25 protein-coding genes are annotated in these 24,494 nt (G+C 37.2%); 5 read left to right on the forward strand and 20 right to left on the reverse strand.

Annotated features, from left to right (window positions below; genetic code table 11):
* Positions 1–39: 39 nt before the first annotated feature.
* A complete protein-coding gene (locus tag BAOM_RS17395) occupies positions 40–663 on the reverse strand; it encodes an MBL fold metallo-hydrolase (protein WP_127761370.1) in 624 nt (207 codons plus the stop codon).
* 211 nt (positions 664–874) lie between these two features.
* Between BAOM_RS17395 and BAOM_RS17400 the strand changes: the two genes are divergently transcribed.
* Positions 875–1,048: a DUF2759 domain-containing protein gene (locus tag BAOM_RS17400; protein ID WP_119115525.1), complete on the forward strand. Its 174-nt coding sequence runs from the start codon at positions 875–877 to the stop codon at positions 1,046–1,048.
* A gap of 48 nt (positions 1,049–1,096) precedes the next feature.
* Here BAOM_RS17400 and BAOM_RS17405 read toward each other — a convergent pair whose 3' ends face one another.
* From BAOM_RS17405 to BAOM_RS17425, 5 genes are all read right to left on the reverse strand, one after another.
* On the reverse strand, positions 1,097–2,278 hold the full coding sequence (locus tag BAOM_RS17405; RefSeq protein ID WP_127761371.1) for a YqgU-like beta propeller domain-containing protein: 1,182 nt from the start codon (positions 2,276–2,278) through the stop codon (positions 1,097–1,099).
* 95 nt (positions 2,279–2,373) lie between these two features.
* Positions 2,374–3,531: a M14 family metallopeptidase gene (locus BAOM_RS17410; RefSeq protein WP_127761372.1), complete on the reverse strand. Its 1,158-nt coding sequence runs from the start codon at positions 3,529–3,531 to the stop codon at positions 2,374–2,376.
* A 97-nt stretch (positions 3,532–3,628) separates the two neighbouring features.
* On the reverse strand, positions 3,629–5,476 hold the full coding sequence (locus BAOM_RS17415) for an LTA synthase family protein (RefSeq protein ID WP_127761373.1): 1,848 nt from the start codon (positions 5,474–5,476) through the stop codon (positions 3,629–3,631).
* 28 nt (positions 5,477–5,504) lie between these two features.
* Complete coding sequence (locus tag BAOM_RS17420) at positions 5,505–6,473, reverse strand: ROK family glucokinase (protein WP_127761374.1); 969 nt, start codon at positions 6,471–6,473, stop codon at positions 5,505–5,507.
* Positions 6,474–6,489: 16 nt separating this feature from the next.
* On the reverse strand, positions 6,490–6,696 hold the full coding sequence (locus tag BAOM_RS17425; protein ID WP_119115528.1) for a YqgQ family protein: 207 nt from the start codon (positions 6,694–6,696) through the stop codon (positions 6,490–6,492).
* A gap of 171 nt (positions 6,697–6,867) precedes the next feature.
* On the opposite strand from BAOM_RS17425, the gene BAOM_RS17430 reads away from it, so the two are divergent.
* Positions 6,868–7,725: a hypothetical protein gene (locus BAOM_RS17430; protein ID WP_127761375.1), complete on the forward strand. Its 858-nt coding sequence runs from the start codon at positions 6,868–6,870 to the stop codon at positions 7,723–7,725.
* Positions 7,726–7,729: 4 nt separating this feature from the next.
* Here the strand turns inward: BAOM_RS17430 and BAOM_RS17435 are convergent, their stop codons facing one another.
* The 5 genes from BAOM_RS17435 to BAOM_RS17455 all read right to left on the reverse strand — a co-directional run bounded on the left by BAOM_RS17435 (position 7,730) and on the right by BAOM_RS17455 (position 11,152).
* On the reverse strand, positions 7,730–9,244 hold the full coding sequence (locus BAOM_RS17435; RefSeq protein ID WP_127761376.1) for a rhomboid family protein: 1,515 nt from the start codon (positions 9,242–9,244) through the stop codon (positions 7,730–7,732).
* Positions 9,245–9,360: 116 nt separating this feature from the next.
* Complete coding sequence (locus BAOM_RS17440) at positions 9,361–9,546, reverse strand: hypothetical protein (protein WP_119115531.1); 186 nt, start codon at positions 9,544–9,546, stop codon at positions 9,361–9,363.
* 64 nt (positions 9,547–9,610) lie between these two features.
* Positions 9,611–10,174: a 5-formyltetrahydrofolate cyclo-ligase gene (locus BAOM_RS17445; protein ID WP_127762618.1), complete on the reverse strand. Its 564-nt coding sequence runs from the start codon at positions 10,172–10,174 to the stop codon at positions 9,611–9,613.
* Positions 10,175–10,293: 119 nt separating this feature from the next.
* Positions 10,294–10,443: a 50S ribosomal protein L33 gene (gene rpmG / locus BAOM_RS17450; protein WP_119115532.1), complete on the reverse strand. Its 150-nt coding sequence runs from the start codon at positions 10,441–10,443 to the stop codon at positions 10,294–10,296.
* Positions 10,444–10,546: 103 nt separating this feature from the next.
* A complete protein-coding gene (locus BAOM_RS17455; protein ID WP_127761377.1) occupies positions 10,547–11,152 on the reverse strand; it encodes a hypothetical protein in 606 nt (201 codons plus the stop codon).
* 517 nt (positions 11,153–11,669) lie between these two features.
* Between BAOM_RS17455 and BAOM_RS17460 the strand changes: the two genes are divergently transcribed.
* Both BAOM_RS17460 and BAOM_RS17465 read left to right on the forward strand, forming a co-directional pair.
* Positions 11,670–12,059, forward strand: a complete 390-nt coding sequence (locus BAOM_RS17460; protein WP_127761378.1) for a hypothetical protein — start codon at positions 11,670–11,672, stop codon at positions 12,057–12,059.
* Positions 12,052–12,528 (forward strand): hypothetical protein, encoded by a 477-nt coding sequence (locus BAOM_RS17465; protein WP_127761379.1) that lies wholly within the window; start codon positions 12,052–12,054, stop codon positions 12,526–12,528. Before BAOM_RS17460 ends, BAOM_RS17465 begins: the two co-directional genes overlap by 8 nt.
* A 203-nt stretch (positions 12,529–12,731) precedes the next feature.
* On the opposite strand, the gene pstB is transcribed toward BAOM_RS17465, so the two are convergent.
* From pstB to BAOM_RS17505, 8 genes are all read right to left on the reverse strand, one after another.
* Positions 12,732–13,517 (reverse strand): phosphate ABC transporter ATP-binding protein PstB, encoded by a 786-nt coding sequence (gene pstB / locus BAOM_RS17470; RefSeq protein ID WP_127762619.1) that lies wholly within the window; start codon positions 13,515–13,517, stop codon positions 12,732–12,734.
* A 59-nt stretch (positions 13,518–13,576) separates the two neighbouring features.
* On the reverse strand, positions 13,577–14,455 hold the full coding sequence (pstA, locus tag BAOM_RS17475; protein ID WP_127761380.1) for a phosphate ABC transporter permease PstA: 879 nt from the start codon (positions 14,453–14,455) through the stop codon (positions 13,577–13,579).
* Between the two features lie 3 nt (positions 14,456–14,458).
* Positions 14,459–15,418, reverse strand: coding sequence for a phosphate ABC transporter permease subunit PstC (gene pstC / locus BAOM_RS17480; RefSeq protein WP_127762620.1), 960 nt, complete (start codon positions 15,416–15,418; stop codon positions 14,459–14,461).
* Between the two features lie 60 nt (positions 15,419–15,478).
* Positions 15,479–16,444 carry a PstS family phosphate ABC transporter substrate-binding protein gene (locus BAOM_RS17485; protein ID WP_127761381.1) on the reverse strand — a complete coding sequence of 322 codons (966 nt, stop codon included), beginning with the start codon at positions 16,442–16,444 and terminating at the stop codon, positions 15,479–15,481.
* Between the two features lie 243 nt (positions 16,445–16,687).
* Positions 16,688–18,847, reverse strand: a complete 2,160-nt coding sequence (locus BAOM_RS17490; protein WP_127761382.1) for a peptidoglycan D,D-transpeptidase FtsI family protein — start codon at positions 18,845–18,847, stop codon at positions 16,688–16,690.
* Between the two features lie 106 nt (positions 18,848–18,953).
* Positions 18,954–20,165: an MFS transporter gene (locus BAOM_RS17495; protein WP_127761383.1), complete on the reverse strand. Its 1,212-nt coding sequence runs from the start codon at positions 20,163–20,165 to the stop codon at positions 18,954–18,956.
* Positions 20,166–20,282: 117 nt separating this feature from the next.
* A complete protein-coding gene (gene sodA / locus BAOM_RS17500; RefSeq protein ID WP_127761384.1) occupies positions 20,283–20,891 on the reverse strand; it encodes a superoxide dismutase SodA in 609 nt (202 codons plus the stop codon).
* A gap of 136 nt (positions 20,892–21,027) precedes the next feature.
* Positions 21,028–21,513, reverse strand: coding sequence for a DUF456 domain-containing protein (locus BAOM_RS17505; RefSeq protein ID WP_127761385.1), 486 nt, complete (start codon positions 21,511–21,513; stop codon positions 21,028–21,030).
* Between the two features lie 161 nt (positions 21,514–21,674).
* Between BAOM_RS17505 and BAOM_RS17510 the strand changes: the two genes are divergently transcribed.
* Positions 21,675–22,445, forward strand: a complete 771-nt coding sequence (locus tag BAOM_RS17510; RefSeq protein WP_127761386.1) for a DUF1189 domain-containing protein — start codon at positions 21,675–21,677, stop codon at positions 22,443–22,445.
* A gap of 205 nt (positions 22,446–22,650) precedes the next feature.
* Here the strand turns inward: BAOM_RS17510 and BAOM_RS17515 are convergent, their stop codons facing one another.
* Positions 22,651–24,357 (reverse strand): methyl-accepting chemotaxis protein, encoded by a 1,707-nt coding sequence (locus BAOM_RS17515; RefSeq protein ID WP_164853277.1) that lies wholly within the window; start codon positions 24,355–24,357, stop codon positions 22,651–22,653.
* Positions 24,358–24,494: the final 137 nt, after the last annotated feature.

Genomic DNA, 24,494 nt, shown 5'->3' on the forward strand with positions numbered 1-24,494 from the left:
CGACTTCACCTCTCCCATCCCATCATAAAGCCTTACCGTTTACAAAAATGGATTGCTTACTCGCTCATCGCCAATTGTTGTCACTGGTCCATGCCCTGGACAAACAATTGTATCATCCGGTAAAGGAAGTAATTTGTTTTCAATACTTTGCAATAATTCATCGTGATTTCCACCTGGTAAATCGGTTCTACCAACACTATTTAAAAACAGAACATCGCCTGAAAATAACATACCCTTATCTTTCAAATAGTAAGAAATACTGCCCGGTGAATGACCTGGTGTTTCAAATAGTTGAAAATGAAACGAGCCAATCGTCAGCTCTTGTTCACTTGTTAGCACATGTTCAGCAGGCTTTAGGCGCATCGGACGATCTGGAAACCATCTTTGCGAACCATTTAACGCTGGATCTGAGAGCCATTTTGCTTCTCTTTGGTGAATATAGGCAGGAATTTGATAGTGTTCACGAATAGCATCGAGAGCCCCAATATGATCAAAATGAGCATGCGTTAATAACACGGCAAGTGGTTGTAACTTTTTCGTTTGAATATATTGAATAAGTTTTTGCGGCTCCTCGCCCGGATCGAAAATAATACATGTTTGATCATCCGAAAGTATGTAACAATTTGTTTGTAATGGCCCTAGTGGGATTTGATTCCATTTCATATCCTTATCAACTCCAATTTCTTTATTCCTTTCATTATATAACCAAATCGTAAATTGGAATAGCAATCAACATAGCTATTTTTCCATCTCGACAAACTATTCAAAACCAAGTAAACTGTTAATAAATGCAAATTTCTTCCTGTATTTCTCTTAACCATCTTGTTTTTGGGTACACTATTCAAGCTGAATGATTAATAAGGAGGTCAAAATCATGGTACTGATGATTATTTTTGGACTTGTTTCAATCCTCGCATTGTTCGCTGTTTTTACTACTTTAAAAAACAAGAATTATTTAGGCCTGCTCTTTGCTGGCGGAAGTGCCGCTGTCTTTGGCTGGTTCACTGTCATGACGATTCTTAACAGCGGGTTTCCTGTTGCTCACTAAACATGTATACATACAAAAATCCCACTTACGGTGGGATTTTTGTATGTATTATTGTTTTAGTTTAAACAATGGTTTCACTTTTTTATGCTGTATATCAATGATGTTCTCCAATTGATAACCATATAAACAGAAGTTCCCATCAGGTGAGCAACTTAATGATTTACTTTTAATATTTTCGAGTATCTTTTCTTTTTTACCTGTCTTCCAATTAAGTGTAATCAAATTAAACACTGCTTCATTTTGATTAGAATACGTAGGTTTTGAAGGAATAAAGGTCAAGAAATCTCCTTTTTTCTCATTAAAATCATAGGATGGAATCTTCCAATCCGAATAGCTGTTTACATACGGAACGGAAAACGAAGTAACCGGTTTGTTTTGTTCGTCAAAAAATGTATACGTAGCCCGATTTAGATTTTCAGTTTGCCGTTGAATCGTCATCAACGTTTGCTTCATCTTCTTAAAATGAACAACATCTAACATGATGCTTTCTGATTCTTCACGATCTAACTCTTTTCTAACTAACGGTGCTGTCAACGTTTGTTGATCCTTTTGCCAATCAAGAAACATCATTCCGTTTTCACTATCCCACTGAGCAAATGGCTGTGACTGGTCTATCATATCGATAGTTTGCTCATTTACATTGACAATATAGCTATTATACGACCAGTCTTTTGAAAAATTGGAAAAAAACAAAACGCCATCTTTATATATATTCCACTCATATGTGATTTCATAAGCAGGTAATGCTACAGAATATACAAGCTCTCCATTGGCACGTAAAATACTACTTTGTATTTTTTCTTCTAGCGGTGTTGATACAAGAATATACGATTTAGACGGGCTAATCGAAACCGACGAGATTGGTGCAGATGGCTGATACAAAATGGTATGTTTATTCGACTTCAAATTCCAGGCCATTAACTGAGGCCATTCTTCCATTTCCGCCTTTTTAGAATATAGAATCGTATTGGAATCAAGCCATCCGTAAACAGCTTCTATGTCATCTGTACCTTGGTCTATTGCAGCCAATTGATTGAAGGAAAAATGCTCTTGTAGATTAGAATTTTCGTTTTCACGATGATGTAGATTTTTGGCAGGCTCACAAGCCGCTAAAAACAGGAAAGTGGAGATTGACAATAAAACAAAACAAACACTACATTTCAAATTTATCATAATCTTACCTTGAAACTGCTTGCTTAAAGCAGCATAACACGCTTTAATCCTCCACACACCTCCCATTTTTATGAGCGAGGTAACTAAACCACCTTACGACCTCATTATAAAGCAAAAATAGGAAATATGGGACTCAAACTTTCTTCCTTTTTCTATAAAAATAAACCAACCATTAAAATTTTAACAGCTTCTCGATAAATCGCAGGCATTTGTGAAAGTGGAAGTGGATTAATTCCCTTGCCTAGTTCAACCGTAAAACCTGGTCGTTTAAACTCTTGAATAAACCAATCTTTATACCCCGCATGACTATCTACATATCGAACCGCTCGATATCCACTCTGTCTTTCCATTTCTTTAGCAATTCGTTCTGATTCCTCTGGTTCATGTCCCTCATATCCCCAATAAATTTCCTTTCCTTGTGTATGAAGTGCAATGACCTTAGAAAAATTACGTCGTTCCGCTAATTGTTTCATCACAATCGCTTCCGGTTCGGATAAAAATATTTCACCTGGAAAATCTCTCGGTGCTTCCACTTTTGGGAGTTTCCGCTCTTTTTCAATCTGCCAATTGGCCGGAAATTGATTATTTAAGTCTACACCGCGGATATTTGCCTTCCAGCCATAATATTCTGTTTCCCCTTCATTGATATGACGTACATTGAATTTCCCTTCCGCCGCTCGATCTCCTAATACAACAAGATCAACGCCATCCGGGTTCACCATTGGAACGATGGATATGTTCACACGATGATATAGATGAAGAAAAGCGGAAGATTCATTTGTAAAGGACAGCAGCAATTCATTTAACCACTTCATTAATACCGCCGATGTAATCCACTCATTGGCATGAAACGAACCATTATAATGCACAACTGAATCTCCACGACCAAATTGAACTTCCACAATATCTTTTCCTAATACACTATGACCAATCGTTTCTACTTTCATAAATGGGTAATACGTACTTAAAAGCTCTAAATCTCTCTGTAATGATGCCGAACTATACAATTTTTCCGTCTTAATCAGCGGTTTTATTAGGCGAACTGGGATGAGAAATGGAGAGTTCATCGATTGCTGCACTCCATTCACAAGATACAACGCATCGAGCGGAAGCTGATACACTCGTCCTGCCGTTTCCATCGACATTTCGGTCTCTTTTTGCAACATAAAACCAGGAATCTTTACTTTAAATCCGCTTGATAGTTTCTCTTTCTTCATCTGTGGATTCGCATCCTGAATCAATTCTAGTGGAATTTGAAAAAGACGGCTATAATACTCTAAACTGTCTCCTTCTCTACTGATAATTTTCATATCATCCCTCCATCCTTGCTTCACTCTATGAGTGAAACTAACCAAAAATGTAAAAGAAATCTGAATTTCACCATAAAAAACCTGGCCTCAGCCAGGTTCATTTCTTTTCATAAAAACGAAGAAGATCTCCATAAATCAGTTTATCCGAATAATTAAGCTCCTGCTTTGCGATATCGACATAAGGCTGACAGGCTTGTAAATCAGTAACTTCTCCTGTTTTCTTGTCATAGCATGTATCCATCGTATAGACATAATTATCGGTAATAAAACTACTATCCCGAAGCACAGTAAAGTCCACATAATCGTTAGCGAATAAATCATTCCCCAGCTCCATATAATTGTCCGTTTGAATCCCTAATAGATGCAGCAATGTTGGTCTTACATCAATTTGTCCGGCCACATGTGAAATGGTTTGCCCTTCTTGACCAGGAATATGAATAATCAGCGGGACACGTTGAAGTTGCACCGTTTCAAATGGCGTGATATCTTTTCCAAGAAATTGACTCATAGCATCATTATGATTTTTTGAAATGCCATAATGATCACCATACAAAACAATAATCGAATTATCGTATAAACCTTCCCGCTTTAAATCATGAATAAACTGCTCGACCGCCTCATCCATATACCGAACGGTTGGAAAATAGCGATTTAACGTATTAGAACTTGAATCATACGGATCAATTGTCCGGTCTTCCTCATTTAAGGTAAATGGGAAATGATTAGTAAGCGTAATAAACTTCGCATAATAAGGCTCTTGCATCTCTTTTAAATGATTAATCGACTGTGAGAAAAACTCCTTATCCTTCAAGCCCCAGTTTACAGAATTCTCCTCTGTAGTCTTATAAGCATCACTATCATAAAAATGCTGATAGCCTAGAGCATCATACATGATATCCCGATTCCAAAAACTACGATGATTTGCATGAAGAGATGCAGTAAAATAGCCATGTTCCGTTAAAATTTCTGGCATTGCTTTATATTCATTTTGTGCATTTGTAAAAAACACAGCGCCCCGACCAAGCGGATACAAAGAATTTTCAATAATAAACTCTGAATCAGAAGTTTTTCCCTGCCCTGTTTGATGATAAAAATTATCAAAATAATAGCTTTCTTTAATAAATTCATTTAAAAAAGGCGTAATTTCCTTCCCGTTCACCTTTTCATTGATAACGAAGCTTTGCAACGATTCCAATGAAATCATAATCACATTTTTCCCTTTAGCAATGCCAAACAAATCGGCAGCTGGTTCTCTTTGATTGGCTCGAACATAGTTTTCAATTTCAGTTAATTCACTGCCATCAGCTAAAGCACGTTGTGTAGAAGACTTCGTTTGCAAAAATAAATCATACAAATGATATTGATACGCCCCCATATTTTTCACAAGTATTTCACGATCGAACGTTCTTGTTAATAGTTCTGGACGTTCCGCTTCCGCTAATGCTAAATGAAAAAATGTCACGCCTAACGCAAAAAACACCCAAGCTTTTCGACTTTTCTGATTCCATGTTCGCTGAACAAATGCAATCGGTCTATACTTCACTAACAAAATAAGTATGAACAAATCAACGAAGTAGAACAAATCCGTCACATTCATTAATTCATGCACACTGCTGCCTAAATCACTCATGTTACTCGTTTGAAAAAGAACAGGAATCGTTAAAAAATCATTAAAAAAGCGGAAAAACATTAAATTAGCAAATAAAACAAATGTTATGAGTGTACTCATCACTAATATATACGGCGTTCGCTTGCTTTCTTTTAAAAAGATTGAAACACCTAAAACAAGCAACAAAAAGCTAATTGGATTCAAAAATAAAATAAGTTCTTCAAATAAGTTATCCGTGTTAATGTTAAAGCTTACTTTATAGGCAATATACGTTTTTAACCAAAGAAATATAAACGCCAGCCAAAACAAAGAATAATTCCTATTTTTCTTATGCAAATATACACCCCCTTGCAAACCATTCCAATCATTTATCTAATTGATTTTTTATCAACCAAGCTGCACCAATGACGCCTGCGTTATTGCCTAATGTAGCCTGTAAAATTTCCGTCGACTTCGAAACACGTTTAAAAGCGTGCTTTTGAAAAACGGTACGAACAGAATTAATTAACAAATCACCAGCTTTAGAAACCCCTCCACCAATAACGATTTTCTCTGGATTAAGAAGGTTACCGATATGAGCTAGAGCCATCCCTAAATAATGACTTGTTTGTTCAATAATCTCTAACGAAAGCTTATCTCCTTCTGCCGCACATTCAAACACTAGTTTAGCAGAGAGCAAGTTTCCCTCATTCACTTTCTCTTGTAGGAGAGAAATCTTTTTCTTCGTTAACGCTTCTTTAGCCAGACGGACAATTCCTGTCGCTGAAGCCACAGTTTCTAAGCAGCCTGTATGCCCGCAATTACAAGGTGCGCCATTCTCGTCGGTAACAACCGTAATATGACCAACCTCACCAGCAGCACCGCTCGCTCCGTGAACGACTTGCCCATTCGCAATGACACCGCCACCAACACCTGTGCCAAGCGTAATACAAACGAGATCTTTTGCTCCTTGACCAGCCCCTTTCCACATTTCTCCTAAGGCGGCCATATTCGCATCATTGTCAATGACAACAGGCAGCAATGTCTTCTTTTCTAATACATCCTTTAGCGGGTAATTTCGCCAGCCTAAATTGATTGCTTCATAAACGGAGCCGCTTTCAGACCGTACTGGCCCCGGGGCTCCCATCCCAATACCTAGAAGCTCACTTCTCTTTTTCTTCAATTCTGCTAGCTTAGCGTCTATTTCCTTGACGATATTCGGAATAATATGTACACCATTTTCTGAAATATCGGTGACAACTTGCCATTTATATATAATCTCTCCCGATGTATTAATAAAGGCAAGCTTCGTTGATGTACCGCCTAAGTCAACACCTACCAGCCATTTCCCCATAGCCACCCACCTTTTATCAAGAATTTTTCCGTTTCTTCTCACGTTCAATTTCTTGTCGTAGTAATAAAATGGCCATTTGATAATCTTTTGTATCCATCATTTGTGAACGATATATTTCACGAACTTCTGCTTCCATAAGCTCTAAATCAGCTACACGATCTCCAATATAAATAAATGTTCCAAATTTTTTTAAAAACTGTTGAATATCATAGATTGTTTTCATCTCATACCTCTTTACTATTTTCTACTTGAAAGTATATCGAATTAACTACTAGGTAACAAGCCTTCTACCTATATAAGCTTCACTCAACATCTCGCCTATACTTAAACCCTTTCATACATGTCCCTCTCCCTTCATATACTGAAATCAGCGCATAAGTCGGGGGAGGAAACTATGAAAGGACAATATATATATAATTTTATTCTATTGCTCGTTACCGTGATTATTATGATTTATTTTTCAACGACGCGGCAAGCTGAAGAAACCATCATTTTTTTCCCAATTGATCCCACACTTCATTTTGAAGACGCGGCCACTCATATAACGGCCAAACCAATTAATAACAAAACCTATCAGGTCCACTGGCAAACTCGTTCCACACTAACTGAACCTGCTTATTTACGCCAAGATGTCTCCCTTTTGTATAAAAACGGCGACTTAATCGGAATCTTAAATAAATGGAAGCAGCATGAACGAACTATTATACAAAAAGACAAACAGAAAGAACGAGACAGCGCTCGTTATGATGCCGTCACGTTCCATTATGCAGAAGTTCATCCTAATAAAGATGTGTTCACAAGTGTTCAACAAATGAGCCAAGCAAAGCTCTATGCGATTACAACGCCTTCTTTTGAAACATTCCAGAGGCCAGTATCTGCTGAGCAGCAGCAATGGCAAAGTGTTCTAGATAATAACCTAAATGCCAGACTAGCTTCACGTTTGAATAAATCATTAACTTACTTTCACATTGATAAAAGCCAGTACGAAACAATTTCCTTAATTGAATTACCAACGAAGGCTAATCATATCTTTCGCACCTTTCCAAGCGCAAAGCGAGAAGAAATCATCGGCAAACTTTGGGAAGGCATTTATAAACATTATATTTTAGGAATTAAAACGGAAGACGGTACAGTCCTTCCAGTTGAAGGCAGCTCCATTCCACAAATTTTAGTTGCCAAGGACCAGAGCGAGCTGCTCGTTTTATTCACGCTTCAAGATGGAACACCGTTCATGCTTCGTCAACAGATTTAGCTAACTAGTCAGCTAATTGCTCCGCTAATTTTTGATACGACTTCTTGGAAGGATCGAGCTCAATTGCTTTTTGAACAAGCTTTTTAGCCTGTTCCATTTCTTGTTCACGCGTATGCATTAAAGCTAAATTATAATAAGCTTCATGAAATCTTGGATTTTGTTCAATCGCTTTTTCATAAGAAGCCTTTGCTTCTGCTGTGTCGCCTTTTTCTGCATAAATATTTCCAAGTACAAAATAAGAAATTGGCGTACTAGCATGACGTTCTGTGTAATCGAGTAATAGCTCACTAGCTTTTGTTGTTTCTCCTTCCTTCACATAATTTTGAGCTACTAGCGCCATCGTTTCATCATTGAGTGCTGCGCTATTCGGATGATTATATCCATATTGAAGAAGGAAATATATCAAACCTGCTGTCCCTGCTAAGAAGATAAGTTGTCGCCATGTTTTTCTTTTCGGTAACGATACAATGCCAGCAGCTAAGAAACCACCAATCAAACCACCAATATGTCCTGCATTATCAATACCAGAAACAGAGAAGCCATAGGCTAGATTAATCATAATTAACACAATAACAGCTGAACCCATTGTCCGGAAAAACAACTTTGGATACACGGTCCCAAAATACAATAAAGCGCCAAAGCAACCAAAAATCGCACCACTTGCTCCTGCTGCTAAATTGGGGGTTGTCACAAAGCTAGCTAATGTACCTGTAAAACCTGCCAATAAATAAATGAACAAAAACCTGGTGTTTCCATAAATTCTTTCTACTTCTGACCCAATTAAATAAAGAGAAACTGTATTCATCAATAAATGAATAAAACCAATATGAATAACAATTGGAGTAAAGAAGCGCCACCATTCCCCTTGCAACATATAAGGGGAATATTTCGCTCCAAATTCAATTAAAGTCGCTGAATTTTTACTACCTCCGCTTATTTCCATAAGCAAGAAGACAGCCACTTGAATCGCTATAAATATATACGTGAAAAAAGGTTTACCAGAAACAAATACTTGCTGTTCTTTCTTTACTTTTTTTACCGATTCAGCTAATGTTTTCTCCTTTAAATACCGAACTTGTTCTTCTTCTTCTTGCAGTTGAATCGAAAATTCCATTCGCAATTTCTTTTCAAGGAGTTGTAACGCTTCTGGAAAGTTCTCACTATCCAAAACAAAGGATTGCAGCTTTGTTTTTTGATAATGAAAAGACTGCGTGGCAAAACTATAGTCATCTACCGGAGTAAATTTTGTCACATAAATATTGAATACATTTAATGGCTTCCTATACAGTTTTTTTCGAATTTGTTCTCCATTTTGAATCGTTCGTTCAATATCCCGTTTTAACCAGTTCGCCCAATCTAAGTCATAACGCAAGAGACGAATCACTGGAAACTCTCTATTTCTTACATTTTCCAACCAAATTTCCTGTTGGTTTTCCGTTGCTGTAATTAATTGATAATCATACTTAGATGTTAGCTGCCAAATAACTGACCAATATAAATAATCCTCTTTGAATCCCAAAACCTTCCCCACTTTCTTCACAAACTCCGTTGCTGCCCCTTCTTTCATCTTATTTAACTATAGACGATTCGTTTACAAATGTAAAAAAAGAAAGGAGCCTGCCCCGGCTCCCTTCTTTAACCTCGACCTAATACACTTTGCATCATTCGATCTCGAACAACTGGTAAATCTAAAGAGCGTGTAACAAGAAATCTTCGAAGCGCTCCACTAGACAAAGCGACATTTAATAACCGATAACGATTTTGATACCCAACATAAACGACAGCACCGATTGCAAATATTTGAAGCACCATTTTCCACATAATTATCCCTCCTACAATTAGTTTGGTACAGGCGAAGATTTTTATGAAGGCAATATGTAGAAATTTACGGGGTAGACGTTCGAAATACTGTGTTTGTTGTCACAACTTGATGAACAGGCAAATCATGTGCCTCAATCGGCAAACTTTCGACTAATTGACATTCATAAGCAAGTGCAAGAGTCGTTCCTTTAAAAGAAACAAGGAATCGATCGTAATAGCCGCCGCCAAACCCTAAACGATATCCTTCTTTTGTAAAGGCTAATCCAGGTACAATTAATACATCTATTTCTTCTGAATCAACGCACACTGTTTCAGCAATAGGCTCTAGTAAATTAGAATACACCGATTCTAACTGTTGAAATGAGGTAATCTCTTTGAATTCCATCACTTTCGTTTGCGGATAACATTTCGGTACAGCTACTTTCTTCCCTTCACTCCATGCTTGCTCAATAATAGAGGCCGTTGGCACTTCCGGAGGAACAGCAATCGTTATTCCGATCACTTTCGCCTTTTTCCATTCTTCAAGGTGAAATAATTGCTCAGTGATTTGATTCGTATACTTTATACGCTGTTCTTCTGAAAGCCTTTCAAGCGTAGCTTTCATATCATTCCTAATCTTTCGTTTCATTTCCTTCACGTTCCTCACTCCTTTTTATAATGTATTTTAGTTGTTCATTATATCGCCTTAACTACATACAGCTGAGCAAAAAATTTGCATAAAAAAAACAACAGGAAAACTCCTGTTGCTTACTTTGTTTCGCGGTGAAGCGTGCTGCGTTTTTCTCTTGAGCAGTATTTTTTAAGCTCTAAACGATCTGGATTATTACGTTTATTTTTTTTAGAAATATAGTTACGATCTCCACATTCAGTGCAAGCTAATGTAATATTTACGCGCATGTGTATTTCCCTCCAAACATATTAACATTTTGTACATAGGACTCATCTATAATAGCATTATTCTGGTTGAAATGCTAGTCTGTTTTTCGGGAAATCATATGTTTCAGAATTCTTTTTGAACTGCTTGAAACAATTCGCGGTTAAGAAATTGAGCTTCTTCCTTTGTATCAGCATGAATGGCCCAAGCAACCACTTCTACGCATTCTAACGGTAAGATTTCTGATTCGAGAGTAAAAATACTGGTTACTTGACCTTTTGCGAGCGGTGAATAGAATAATAGACCTTCTCTTAAAGATTTGAAGCAACCATTTTCATAGAGTCCGCCTTTACCTTGGATGCAGTACTGTGCAATTCCTTTGCCTTTCATCACGCCTCCTAGCAACGCAACAGAATTTGGTGCAACATGCGTAATTGCTTGCTCATGAGGACTATAAAAAGCGACGGCCTGACGTTCGAAAGCGTTTTCATACTGAAAGAATACTTTAGGAGATTTCACCTCTAAAGTCGTATTTTTAATGGTGAACTTGGAATACATAATTTTCTGTTTTGTAAAGGATTGTAGAAGTGTACGAATTCCTCCTTCAGGATGGCTCATCATATCTTCCTCTGAATACCAATCAAAGCTTTCATCCATCCATAACCCTGCTTTCAATGTCTTACGAGGTAATTCCCGGCTATCATGCTCAATGTACGCTGACAGTGCATTCACGTGATCATCCCTTTCTTAAAATTGAGTTTATAACATGTTAGTGAAACATTATTCAGTGGGAGTTTTATTCGTCCCTTACTTATCCTTTTTTTGATGGTTTTCCGCTTTAAAGTAAGGAGCCTAACGGACTACTAATCCGTTCCAAAATACAGAATTTTCAATATTTTTAACTTAATATAATGTTATCATTGAATAGTCATATGGACAATAAACACTTTTTGTCGAATCTTAACTTTTTTCACAAGCATTCTTTGGACAAAAGCGAAAGCACTATACATAATCGCAATACTTTTTACCTATAAAGTAAAACCTCCATCAGTGGGGGTTTTTCTTCATCCCCCACTGATGGTTAGCCGCGTTCTGCGCTCACTAAGATTTCCGCTTCGCTTCAATCAAGTGACCGTACGATAAAAATAGACAAATCTTCCTAGGCCAGACTGAAGCAAGATTGTCCTTTTTCATAAGAAATGTGTAGAATAGAAGTATATATATCTAATTTTAACGTCGAGGTGAAAACATGGAGTGGATTATACTCTCTCTATTTTCCTTGGCTATTGTCTTGCTGATCATTTCATTCATAAAAAAAGACAAAGTAGCCAAGTTAGAAGAAGAACTAGAACAAGTAACACTAACTCATATGCAGGACATCTTTCAATTAAAGAAAAAAGTGAAAATCCTTGAAGAGGAGCTTTTAATTCAGGACGAACCTAAATATCGCTCAACTTCTGTACCTTATCAACCTCTTTCAACAATCCAACCAATTAATGAAATTATCAAAAGCCAGGTAGCTGCACTCTATCGTCAAGGCCGTTCTTTAGAACAAATTGAGAAACAGTCTACTTTAACAAAAGAACAAATTATTCAGGTGATTGAAGAACAGGGATTGCGAGGATTAGAGCATGAGTAACGCAACACTTCGAGCTTTTGCTGCTGGTATTATTTTTTCAACCGCTCTTATCGCCGGGTTTTATTACGGAAACGATTTACATCAAGATTGTACAATCACTGCAATGGACGCTAAAAAGATGTTAGAAGAGCAAAATTACATCGTCATGAAAGAAACGGCCGCTATAAACAAAGCAGAAGCAGAACCAAAGAAAGAAGTAAAACAAGAAACGGTAGAAGTGTCCAACAATATAGCTAAAAAACAAGAACAACCAAAACAAGACGTCAAAACTTATACGCTACAAATTACATACAAAATGACAGTGAAAGAAATCGCCGAAACGTTGGCAACTGAAAAAATTATTGATGATGCAGCGAAGTTTCAAAACTATATGCACAAAAACGGACTAACACGACGCGTTCAAGTCGATGAATTTGTCGTAACAAGCGATATGAGCTATGAAGAATTAGGACATCTCTTAACTCATTAGAAAACGGAGCGTAGCTAAAAATGGCATGGACTTATCCTTTTTAGTTATGCTTTCTTCATCTTCAAAATAAAGTGAAACTCTATCAACGGGGGCTTACTGCCCGTTAAGTGCGGGATAAAGAATCTAACAAATATCGGACTGTTATGAGAATAACCAAAAAGGCCGGATATTGAATCCCGCCCCCAAAAGAGTGCTTGTTCGCTTCACCCAAAGCGACCGCTAATATAATCTTCCGTTCTTTGATCACTTGGACGAGAAAAAATGGTATTTGTATCATTATATTCAATCACTTCTCCATTTAAGAAAAACGCCGTGCGATCTGAAATCCGAGCTGCTTGTTGCATATTATGTGTCACGATAATAATACTGTAGTGCTCTTTAAGCTGTTGTACAAGTTCTTCTACTTTTAACGTTGAAATAGGATCGAGCGCTGAAGTCGGTTCATCCATTAAAATTACATCCGGTTCAATCGCTAAACAACGAGCAATACATAAACGTTGTTGTTGTCCACCGGATAATCCGTACGCATTGTCATGAAGACGATCTTTCACTTCATCCCAAATCGCTGCCCCACGTAAACTTTTTTCAACTACTTCATCCAACACTTTTTTATTTCGAATTCCATGAATTTTTGGTCCGTAGGCAACATTTTCATAAATAGACTTTGGAAATGGATTTGGCTTTTGGAACACCATACCAACTTGCGTACGCAACTCTTCCACTTTATATGATTTATCTAATATGTTTCGATTGCGATATTTAATTTCCCCCGAAGTTCGGACACTAGGAGTCAGTTCAACCATACGGTTTAACGTTTTTAAATACGTTGATTTCCCGCATCCAGATGGTCCAATGATAGCCGTAACCTCATTTTGGTAGATGTCTAATTCAATATTTTTTAAAGCATGCTTTTCTCCGTACCATAAATTTAACTGAGACGTTTCATATACCTTCTCTTTAGCTAATTGAGACACGACCGTTTTGTCCATATTAAAAGCCTCACTTGTTCTCAATAACGTCATATTCATGATTCGTTGTCTTCCCTTCATTAATATCTTTTTTGGAACTTATTACGTATGAAAACAGCAATGGAATTCATAAAAATCAGCAAGAACAGTAAAACGAGAATACCTGCAGCTGCTACACTTTGAAATTCTTCTTGCGGACGTGAAGTCCAATTGTAAATTTGCATCGGTAAAACGGTAAACGTATCAAATACGGTTTTTGGTAAAAAGGCGATAAACATCGGAATACCAACTACAACGAGCGGTGCTGTTTCCCCAACGGCTCTAGATAGAGCTAAAATACTTCCGGTTAAAATCCCTGGGATTGCAGCCGGTAATACAACACGAACAATAGTCTGCCACTTCGTTGCTCCCATTCCATACGATGCTTCACGTAACTCACGCGGCACAGAACGAATTGCTTCTTGAGCAGCGACAATAATAACAGGTAATACGAGAAGGCTCATCGTTAACCCTGCCGCTAAAACAGAACGTTCTAAAGCAAGCGCTCGAACAAAAATCGTAAGTCCTAACAATCCAAAAATAATCGATGGTACACCTGCAAGATTTGAAATGTTTAATTTAATAAAGGAAGTAAACCAGTTTTTCTTTGCATACTCTTCTAAATAAATCGCTGTCCCTAAGCCAAGTAACAGTGCGACAGGTGCTACAACGAGCATTAACCAAATCGATCCGATTAGCGCAGCCTTAATTCCCGCTTCCTCCGGCCTTCTTGAAGCGAAGTTTTGGAAGAAATCCCAATCTAGATAACCAATTCCTTGAGTGAATATCCGATACAATAAAATACCAAGTACGAGAAGTCCGAATGTGGTTGCTAAGAAAAATAACCCTTTTAGAATCGTGTTCCTCACAAGTCTTATAGGCATTTTCTTTGCCACAATTGTTTTATCAATAAGCTTCATGATTTAGTATTCCTCCCTAACTTTGCGAGAGATGTACTGAGCTAGTAAATTCATAACAAGAGTGAAGAGGAATAACGTCATACCTACAGCGTAAATACTATAATAAATCGTTGTTCCATATCCTGCATCTCCTGTACTTACTTGCACAATATAAGCAGTCATTGTTTGAATAGAAGTTGTTACATCCATATTCAAACTTGGTGTCGACCCACCAGCAACACTTACAATCATCGTTTCACCAATCGCTCTTGATAACGCTAGAACAATAGAAGCAACAATTCCAGAAATAGCAGCAGGAAGGACTACTTTTAAAGTTACCTCTAATTTCGTTGATCCTAACGCCAATGCACCTTCACGCATAGCACGTGGTACAGAAACAAGGGCATCTTCTGATAGTGAAGCAATCATCGGTGTGATCATAATTCCAACGACAAGTCCTGGACTTAATGCATTAAACATCTCTAGCGAAGGAAAGATGGATCGCAATACCGGTGTCACAAAGGTTAAAGCGAAAAACCCATATACAATAGTCGGTACTCCAGCTAATACTTCTAGAATCGGTTTAATCACTCTGCGTGTTTTCTCTGAAGCATATTCACTCAAGTAAATGGCTGTTGCCAGCCCGATTGGAACAGCAACTAAAGCAGCAATCATTGTTATTTTTAAGGTACCTAAGACAAGTGGCATTACTCCGTAAGAAGCAGCCTCAGCAAAGGGATACCATTTATCTGCAGTAAAAAATTCTGAAACAGATACTTCTTTAAAGAAAGTTATTGTTTCAAAGATTAACGTAAAAACAATCCCTAATGTAGTTAATATTGAAACAGCCGCAGTTAATAAAAGAATAGACGGAATAAATCTTTCTATTTGAATACGTTTCTTTTGCTTACGCTCTTGAATCATTTCTCTTATAGAATACTGAGCTTGTTGTACTCGCAAAATTGTAACTCCTTCCTCGTTCATCATTTAGCAAATGCAAGATGAGAAGCAAGGTACTTCCCACCTTCTCGCTAAATTTAAAGCTTATTTCTTAAGTTGAGTCACTGCTTCTAAATCTTTATCGTATTCTTTATCTTCCAAAGAAATGTAACCTACTTCTTCTGAAAGCTCACCAGCATTCTCAACCATAAATTCTACAAAATCTGCTACTTGCTCTTTATCAGCTACTGATTGGTTTGCTACATATGTGAATAATGGGCGAGATAGAGGTGCATATTCTCCGCTTTTAATCGTTTCATGCGTTGGTTCAACTGCACCATTACCATTATCGATTGGGACAACCTTTAATGAATCTTGATTTTCCGCATAGTATGCATATCCAAAGAAACCGATAGCATTTTTATCACCTTTTACTCCTTGAACAAGAACATTATCATCTTCTGAAAGAGTAGCATTTTCAACAAGTGGCTGTTCTTCTAAAATGACTTCATTGAAGTAATCATATGTTCCAGAATCCGTTCCTGGTGAGTAGAATTTAATTTCTTCTTTCGGCCATTCTGGACGAATATCCGACCATTTCTTCGCTTTTCCATCTTCTACCCACAATTTTTTCAGTTCATCAACTGTTAAGTGATCAATGAAATCATTTTCTTTATTTACAACAATGGATAAACCATCATAAGCTAGTTCTAATTCCGTAAAATCGATTTTATTTTGCTCTAATTGAGTTTTTTCTTCATCCTTAATAGGTCGTGATGCATTACTTAAATCTGTTTCGCCTGCGATAAATTTCTCAAAGCCTCCGCCCGTTCCAGAGAAACCAACTGATACTTTTACATCAGGCTGTTGCGCCATATATTCTTCAGCGATAGCTTCCATAATTGGATAAACCGTTGAAGATCCATCAATTGCGATTTCACCTTGTAATGGTTTGTCCGTTTCACTTGCACTGCTGTTGCTATCTTTTGCACTATCAGAACCACATGCAGCTGTTACAGCCATAGCTCCTCCGATAATTGTTGCGAATGCTGCAAATTTAAGACGTTTCATCAATTTTCCCCCTGAATGATTAATTATCTTCCCTACAGTTACAAGAATACAATAGCACTATTAATTCCATTTGAATGCAATATTAAGATTGTGTAAAGAGTTGTGCGAATCATGTAAATACACCCTTTCTTTTATTGTGTCGATAGAAGAAAAAGCTATTTAAGTAACAACTGGTAGCATCATATAACAAAGTCACCTTCAAAAAAAAACACGCTTCTGAATCAAAAGCGTGTTTTTCATTTATTATTCATTTGTTGAGCTTTCACTCTCATCTGTTTTCTTATCTTTGTTATGATTAACCTTTACTGTAGTCGTTGCTTCTGCCTTTGCTTGCTTCGCACGTTCTTTTTTCAGCTTATGGTACTCATCCATAATTTCACTAGCGATTAATTTATTCATATGATGATCTGTCGTATGTCTTTGATACGCCCATGGCACGACAACTGCAAAAGCGACTTCTGGCTTATCTGCTGGTGAATAACCAACAATAGTCAAGTTCATCGTTTCTTGCGGCTCGCTGTATTTCTCACGATCAGGGCCATCATAAAACGCTTCGGCTGTTCCTGTTTTTCCCGCTACTGTATAAGGTTTTCCGCCAAAAAATTGGTAGGCCGTTCCACCTGATTCCATCATTACCTTTTTAAACCCCTCTTGAACATGTTGAATCCAGGAATCTTTCATAGGCAGACGATTGAGAACAGTTGGCGTAATTTCTTCAGCCACGGAACCTAACTCCTCATTATCTTCTACAGGTTCACGAATTTCCTTAACAATATGCGGCTTCATTCGATAACCACCATTAGCAATAGTGGATACATATTGTGCAAGTTGCATCGGTGTATACGTATCATACTGACCGATAGACAAGTCAAGCAGCTTACCTGGAGAAGTTTCAGTCCCCTTAAATCCAACCATTTCATTTGGTAAATCGATACCTGTACGTACGCCTAATCCAAACTGTGCATAAGAATTTCTCATTGTTGTAAAGGCCTTCGGATTAATGCTCAAAGAATGATTTGGTATATACGTACCTCCACCAATATTAATAGCTGTTCGGAACATATATACGTTTGAAGATACTTTTAAAGCAGTCAAATCATTAATGTTTCCAAAGTTTTTATAAGAACCTTTCGCTGGTGTTCCTTTAATTTGTAACTTCGTATCATAAAAGACAGATCCCGGTTGAATTGCGCCCTGTTGGTAACCTGTTAGTACGGTCGCCCCTTTAACAGCAGAACCCATCGCATAAGAAGTGGTAATATTCCCCAACGCAAAATCCTCGATAGAAGCTTTCCCCGATTCTGAATCTCGCACATACCTTTTCCCTGCCATTGTTAATACTTCACCCGTATTTGGGTCCATCATAACAACAAAAGCTCGATCTAAAAACTTCGTATTTCCCATTCTTTTATTAGCAAGTAAATATTTTTCAATAATTTTTTCTGTAGCCTGTTGTAAATCAATATCAATCGTCAAGACAAGATCTTTACCACGTTGTCCAGGGGTAATCACTTGTGAATCAACCACATCTCCAGATTTATCGGTAATATTACGAATCTTTGTCTTTTGACCTTGTAGAACCTCTTCATATTGTGCTTCGATATAGCTTTTCCCAACACGGTCATTTCGACTGTAATTACGTGCTAAATAATAATCAAGACTTTCACTCGGTAACCCTTCCTCTGATGAAGAAACTTTTCCTAATACCGACTTCAACGTTTTATCATATGCGTAAGAACGATCCCAGTCTGTTGTAATCCCTACACCAGGCAAAGAACCTAAATGTTCACTCACTCGTGCAAACTCTTTTTTTGTTACATTTTTGTTTTTTACAATTTGTGGCGTTAATGCATAACCGCTCGTAAACTCGCGGTAAATAGCTAGTACCTCAAGCTCTTCCTTAGAAAAGGTATCGTACTCTTCCTTCGTAATCCTCTCAATTTGAAGCTTATATAAATCCGCTTCTGTAAGCTCCCCTTCTGTCACTTTCTTTTTATCTTGGGCAGTGATTTTTTGATCAGCCAGTTCTGGATGTAACATAATCCAAAAATCTTTCTTGTCCCGCTCTGTTACCTTATCGACTTCTTTATCAATTAACTTAGCTAGCTTCTCAGCTGTTTCCAACATTTCCGCTGATTTTGTTCCTTGTTTTCTTGTATATGTAATCGCATCTAAAGGCTGATTATCCACCATAATGTTTAAATTGCGATCATACATTTTACCACGTGGAACAGCATTATTGACCGTCACTTCTTCTGTTCTTTCTACTTCACGACGATAGTCATCGCCATAGGCAATTTGAATAAATCCTAAACGTAAGATTAACGCAGAGAATAGTACAAAAACTAAAAAGAAAAGAATACTTAATCTGAACGGCACATGCGTTTTTTTCTTTTTATTCACTATATGCCACACTTCCTTTATCCATTGTCTTGCTAACTACCTTATTCTATAGAACATTGTTGTTTTTTTCTACCTTGAAATACTATTAATTTTATCCAATGTCTATCTAGGTTAGCTTGATTTGACGGACAAAGAAATAAATTACCGTATGACCTAAACCAGCAATTAATAAAAAAATCGGCAAACTTTGCTTAGGGTCGAAATAATAAACAGCAAAGAGAAAACCTAGAATAGAAACAATACGACCAAGATGAATAAATAGCTCTCGAACGACTATATATTCAATTCGCATCTCCGCCGCATGCCATGCACGCCCAATCACATCATATGTAAGGGAAACATACGGTACGAGTAAAAGCGGGTATCCAACGGCAATCATTGCCGCATATATTAAAAGTCTGGCATATGTAACATCCACAGCAATGAAAATTACTGCCGCATAAAGCAGTACTCCTCCAAAGAGAATCGCTTTATTGCGCATGTCGGACTTAATAAGGCGAGAAGCAAAATAATAAGCAACAAAAGCAACGGCTGAATGGAGTAACCCATAGCTCCCAAGTGCCAATTCACTTCCTGTTTGAATAAATACAAAAATAGAAATAACAAACATAAATGTACCTTCTCGTAACCCCTGACAAAAGTTGGCCCACGTAATCAAACTCCAATTACGATCATTTTTTCGCTCTTGTAAAACACGTACAAAACAATACTTTCCATGTGCAGGTCGTCTTTTTAAAAAGAAACTTAATAAAACGGCAACTGCAAACAACAACAACGATAAACCGAAGACAAATGTATATCCTGAGAATTGATTTAGCCGCGAAATAATGAATCCAGCGCTAATTGGACCAATCATCCCAGCACTAGAGTTTAAAACTCCCATAAACCCATTAAAAAAGTCACGTGTTTCCGGCTCAGTAATTTCAAATGTTAATACATTAAAAGCAAGCCAATAAAATCCATATCCCATTCCAAGCAACGCTCCAAGTAACCAAAGAAAATTCGTCGCATTTCCCCCTACTAAGAGCACCGTTAAATAAAAAAGAGCTAAGAAAATAACACCAAGCCGTAACACGATGATTCGATCGACTTTCTTCGCCATCCGGCCTGCTAAAATAAAGATTAATGGTTGAACGATAACAACGATTAAATTATAAATGCCAATATCTAAAAAATCCCCTGATTGCTTCCATAAATAAATATTCACAAATGTATTAGATAAAGCGATGCTTAAACTATATAAACCACCGATTATGAGCAGCAGATTTAATTCTTTTTGCACTGCTCCTTCTCCGATTACTTTTTGTAAAATCCCCATATTCAAACGCTCCTTTTTGTTCATTTTAGTGTTTGAAAAAAGAGGAGCATTTATGTGAAAAAAGACAATAAAAAACGAGAACCCTCTTATTCGAGGATTCCCGTGTTCATTACTTTATTATTTTGCAGCTGCGTAACGTTTTGCAACTTCATCCCAGTTTACAACATTCCAGAAAGCACCGATGTAATCAGGACGACGGTTTTGGTAGTTTAAGTAGTAAGCATGCTCCCAAACATCTAATCCAAGAACAGGTGTTTTCCCTTCTGATAATGGAGAATCTTGGTTTGGTGTGCTTGTTACTTCTAATTCGCCGTTATTTACAACTAACCAAGCCCAACCAGAACCGAAGCGAGTTGCTGCTGCTTTAGCGAATTCTTCTTTAAACGCATCCAAGCTACCAAATTTAGCAGCAATTGCGTCCGCTAGTTCACCAGCTGGTGCACCGCTACCATTTGGAGTTAAAATTGTCCAGAATAAAGAGTGGTTAGCATGTCCTCCACCATTGTTGCGTACAGCTGTACGAATAGCTTCTGGAACTGCATCTAGGTTAGCAACTAGTTCTTCAATGCTTTTGCTTTGAAGCTCTTCGTTTCCTTCAATTGCAGCGTTTAAGTTTGTTACATATGTGTTGTGATGTTTTGTGTGATGAATGTTCATTGTTTCTTTGTCAATGTGTGGTTCTAATGCATCAACTGCGTATGGTAATTGTGGTAATTCAAATGCCATGATTAAAATCCTCCCTATGTATACCTATATTTGGCTTTAGTTTTCCAAAGTTTCCTAAAGCCCATAAGCATAGATTATCAAAATTTCACTAGCCTTTCAAACGTTATGCTTCACTTTTTTAGTTTTTTTATTCAGACTATTTATATATAACAAAGAAAAAATATCCAACCATTACGATTTGAATAATGCTTTTTGTCAACACACTGCTAATAAAGCCAATAACAGAGCCAAACCCAATCTTCGAAGCGGTCCATAAGTCTCGCTTATGAACAAGCAGTTCTGCTAAAATTGCCCCAACAAATGGACCAATGATAATACCGAAAGCAGGAATGACGAACGGTCCCACTAGAAGGCCAATAGTACTGCCCCATATCCCCGCTTTGGAGCCACCATATTTTTTAACGCCGATCATATTCGCTACATAATCCGCCATAAATAAAAGCAAAACAAATAAAATTTGTATGGTCCAAAACAGCCAATGGAATGGTTCAAATGAATAAAAAAATCCGTATAAAATAAAGCCGGCGAAAATAAAGAGCACGCTTGGAATAATTGGATAAATCAAGCCAATAAAACCGATAATAAACATGGTGATGACAACCGTCCAATAAAGAATATCCATATGTATCTCCTTTCAAAAATAATTTCACTTAATATGAACTTCGACAACACGCCTTCATTTGCCTTCATTTTTAAAAGGGGGAATTTGTATCGTTTATGTTGTATTATCACAAACTGATAGATACAATGAACAAGATAGAATAGAAAAAGGTGCTGTTTTATATGAATGTCTTTAAACAACTATATGTTAGTTTGTACTCGCCTAAGGATATAGCGACCTTTCGTTATCAAGGATTAGGCAAAACGATTTTTTTTGTATTCGTACTTTCCCTCCTATCCATTCTTCCCGCTAGTTATTATTTTAGCATGATGATAAAGGATAGTATTTATGCGGTTAAACAAACTGTTTCAACAGAAATACCCGCATTTGAGATTAAAGATGGCAAGTTAACGACAGAAAGCGACGAACCTATTATTATCCACAAAGAAGGCTTTACTATTTTTATGGATGACTCTGGTGTACTAACACCTAGTAAAGTTGCCAATCAAACGACGAACGGCCTCGCCTTTCTACAATCCGAATTTGTCGTTGTATCTGCCGGAAGTGCCCAGTCTTCTCCTTATACGTTTATCGAAGGGAATAATGAAACCATTTCCTCATGGCTTGATAAAGCGGACAGTTTATTATGGATGTTCTTATCTATTATGATTTTTATTTTTTACATAATAGCCGCAGTAATCTTATTTATTAAAATAACGATTTTTTCTATTTTCGGATTGGTGCTCAAAAATGCTTTTCAGAAACCGCTCCGTTACAAGCAAATATGGACAATCACTGCTTATTGCGTAACATTACCGACGATTTTCTTTACAATTATGGACCTCTTTCAGGCAACCGTTCCATTCAGTATGTCTTTGAACTGGTTCATTATCTTCATCCTTCTTTTCCTAACATTAAAAGAAATACCTCACGAGCAAGAACAACAAACGTAAACGTCAAGCGCAAGGACCTAACTAGTAAAGGTCCTTGCGCTTTTTTAAAGACTATATTAATTGTTGATGTATACGATTTTTGGCTCATTCATATGAAAACGCGGTTTCGGACACCTTTCAGCTCTGCTGAAAGTTAAATGAGTTGAAAATCCAAAGCGTTATTTAATAGAACCGTTTTAAAAGGTAGGTTTTGTTCTCCCTTTTCTTATGATGAGCGAAATTGTTTGGTTTGTTGATTAAGGGCACTTGATAATTCATTTAACACCGTGCCAATTTCATAGCTTTCTTTTAATTGATTTTGCTGCGCGTAAGAACTGTTTAACATTTCTTCGGAACTTGCAGATGTTTGCTGAGATAAAGCGGCGTACCGCTCTGTCGATTCTTCTACTAGAGGCAAAGATTTCTGTAAATGACCTAAATAATCGTGTATAGAATGAAGTGTTTCTTTCACTTGCTGCACCTTTACATTCCAAATATCAATCGATTGTTTACTTTCCATTACAGCTTCTACATTTTCATTAAGATGCAGATTGAGATGTTCAAACTCAAGTTGCGTTCTCGACGTTATCTCTAGCATTTGACTCATATTTGTAGAGATATCTTTCGCCGCTTCAGATGTTTGATTTGCTAGTTTTCTCACCTCTGTCGCCACAACAGAAAATCCCTTTCCATACTCTCCCGCACGCGCAGCCTCAATCGTAGCATTCAAGGCTAATAATTTCGTTTGTTCTGCAATAGATTGAATAAGCGCAACAATCGAGTTAACCGATTGAGAATGCGTGCTCATCATATGAACAGTTTTCGTAATATGTTGTGATTCTTGTTGAAATACATCCATTCTTCTTAATAAGAGATTCATTTGGTCTGTACCTTCTTGAGCGGATTCATCCATATTTCTAGCAATATGAAATAATTGATCCATTTCTTCAAAAATTAAATGAACATCCTTTTTCATTTTATGAAAAGTTTCTATATGTATGTCTGAACTGCTTGCCGTTTCTTCAGCCGCTTTTTTGACCAGCTCAATACCTGCCAAGAGTCCTTGATTAGTGACTAATACATGATTAGAAGATTGCTGCAGCTGCTGTCCTGTATGATGGAGACGCCCTGCCGTCGCTCCAATATTTTGCAGCAATCCCTGCAGTGAACTAATCAAGGTTCCAAAACTTTTAATCAAGGATTTTACTTCTGGAGTTGTTTGTTGAATCTCTTCAAACGAAATATCAAGATTCCCTTCTCTCGCTTTTCTCATCATTTCACGAATTTGCTCTAGTGGCTTCGTTAGCTTGTTAATCATGAAAGCCGCTAATAACGCAGATAGGATTAAACAGATCAAAGCTACTCCACTAATCGACCAAGCCATTTGCTGAATTTCTCCTAAATATTTCTCTTGTGGCAAAACAATAATATATTGCCCCTTTAACTCTTGAATATAGCGGAAAGCTAACGTATATTTCTTGCCTTCAATCGACGTCGTCACAATTCCATTTTGTTGCTCAACGATTTTCCGTTGAAGCGAATCAGAAAGATGTACTTTCGATTGTTTACTATCTAAAAACGGAGTTAGCTTTTCATCTTTTAAAAGAAAATAATCACTTCGCAGACCATCCTGAGCCATTTGAGAACTTTGACTTTTCACGACAGATTCTACTTTCTGTGAAAACTTCTCCTCATCTCCAACATAGAGATACATTAAATTTTGCACCATTTGATAAAACAATACGGACTCTCGCTCTAGCCTCTGTTCCACAGCATTGATTGTGGAAGCCTTCGATTGTACATAAGCAATATAACTTATCCCTGATGATGTTAAGACTAAAGAACTAATAAGCAAGATAAGTAACCTTGTTTTTAGGGTGCAATTAACTACTAAATTCGAGTGAAATATGTAATGAATAAACTTTTTTTTCATAAAACCCTCCTTTTGAATCACTTTCATTATCCGATGAAATTATTAACGTTCTGTAAATAACCTGTAAAAAATAAGATAAATTTCCTATATACCAACAAATCTAAAGGTTTATACCTTTATAAAAGTAATATTTTTAC

Origin of the sequence: Peribacillus asahii (assembly GCF_004006295.1) — a bacterium.
Classification (GTDB): Bacteria; Bacillota; Bacilli; order Bacillales; family DSM-1321; genus Peribacillus; species Peribacillus asahii_A.